A 1,213-nucleotide genomic window follows, 5' to 3' on the forward strand; every position below is an offset into this window, starting at 1 on the left:
ACTGTACCCGATGCCGGGGGAGGGGCCGAGGGTGACGAGCACGGCGGCGCCCGACCCGCGCATGCGGTACCCGACGCCCGCGTCGTCGATCGCCTCGACCACGGCCTCGAGTGCCAGACGTTCGCGGGGGTCGGCGACGGCGGACTCGGCTTCGGACAGGCCGAACCAGGCGCTGTCGAACAGGTCGACGGCGTCCAGGCGCGGATCACCGACGGGCTCGGCCAGGGCGGACCGGTCGCGAGCTCGGCGGAACTCGTCGAGGTTCGCCGCGGCGGGCAGGCGGCAGGCCATGCCGACGATCGCCGCCTGCGCGTGCCGGACCGGTGTGTGGTGAGCCGGAGTGGGAGTTGCACCGGGCGTCATCGCAACGACTCCTCCCTCCCCGCCGCGGACCCGCGGTTCCGCGTGCGGTTCCACCCGCGTTCGTGTCGCGTACGCGACCCCATCAGCACCCGTCTCCCATTGTGCCCGTTGCCATTTCGTGACACGCCGGGGAGTGGGGACGCCCCAGCGTGTCGTGGTGCCGCACGGTCTCGGGCCTACCGCGTGCGCCTCGGATCGCCTACCGTCGGGCCGTGCCCGAAACCCAGCTCGCCCCGCGCGCCGAACGGACTCCGCTGCTGCCGACGCTGGTGCGTTGCTGCACCGCGCTGGCCGCCACTCCGCCCCGCTTGCTGCGTCCCCGCCGACCGGACACCGACCTGCTGGCCCGCCTCGAGGTGACCGACCCGCCGCCCGCCCGTGCTGCCGTGCGGCTGACGGTGCTGGCGCAGGCGCGTACGGACGCGCCGGAGATCCTGGTCGCCGAAGGCCACCGCAGCTTACGCAAGTATCCGATGAGCTACGCATCCTTCCTGGTCGAGCACCCGAAGGCCCGGTTCGTCATCGATCCGTCGATGTGCTCGATCCCGCGCAGGCGGGTGCTGCCGGAGCTGCCGTTCCCCGTCCCGTTGCTGGTCGCCCCGGACGAGCCGGTGCGCGGGCTCGGCGACGCGCTCGACGCTCGCGGCCTTTCCGGCGCCGACGTCGAGTTCGTCGTCCCCACCCACCTGCACTGGGATCATGTCGCCGGCCTGCTCGACCTGCCCGGCTCGGTGCCGGTGCGCCTGCCCGCCGCCGAGTACGAGTGGGCCATGGGCGGGGGGGGGGCGGCCCGCCCGCGCGGCGGCCGGCCCCCGCCCGGCGCGCGCGGCGGGACCCCGCGCCCCGGCCC

General features: G+C 75.1%; 2 protein-coding genes. One reads left to right on the top strand and one right to left on the bottom strand.

Features of this window, described 5'->3' with window-relative positions; translation table 11 throughout:
- Window positions 1–363: beta-ketoacyl synthase N-terminal-like domain-containing protein (locus tag QH283_RS10050; protein WP_280502745.1), on the bottom strand; the 363-nt coding region annotated here is incomplete at its 3' end.
- A gap of 212 nt (window positions 364–575) precedes the next feature.
- Here QH283_RS10050 and QH283_RS10055 point away from each other — a divergent pair.
- Window positions 576–1,213, top strand: a 638-nt coding sequence (locus tag QH283_RS10055) for an MBL fold metallo-hydrolase (protein WP_280502746.1), incomplete at its 3' end; no start/stop codon positions are given.

The organism is Nocardia farcinica (assembly GCF_029867845.1).
Taxonomy (GTDB): domain Bacteria; phylum Actinomycetota; class Actinomycetes; order Mycobacteriales; family Mycobacteriaceae; genus Nocardia; species Nocardia farcinica_A.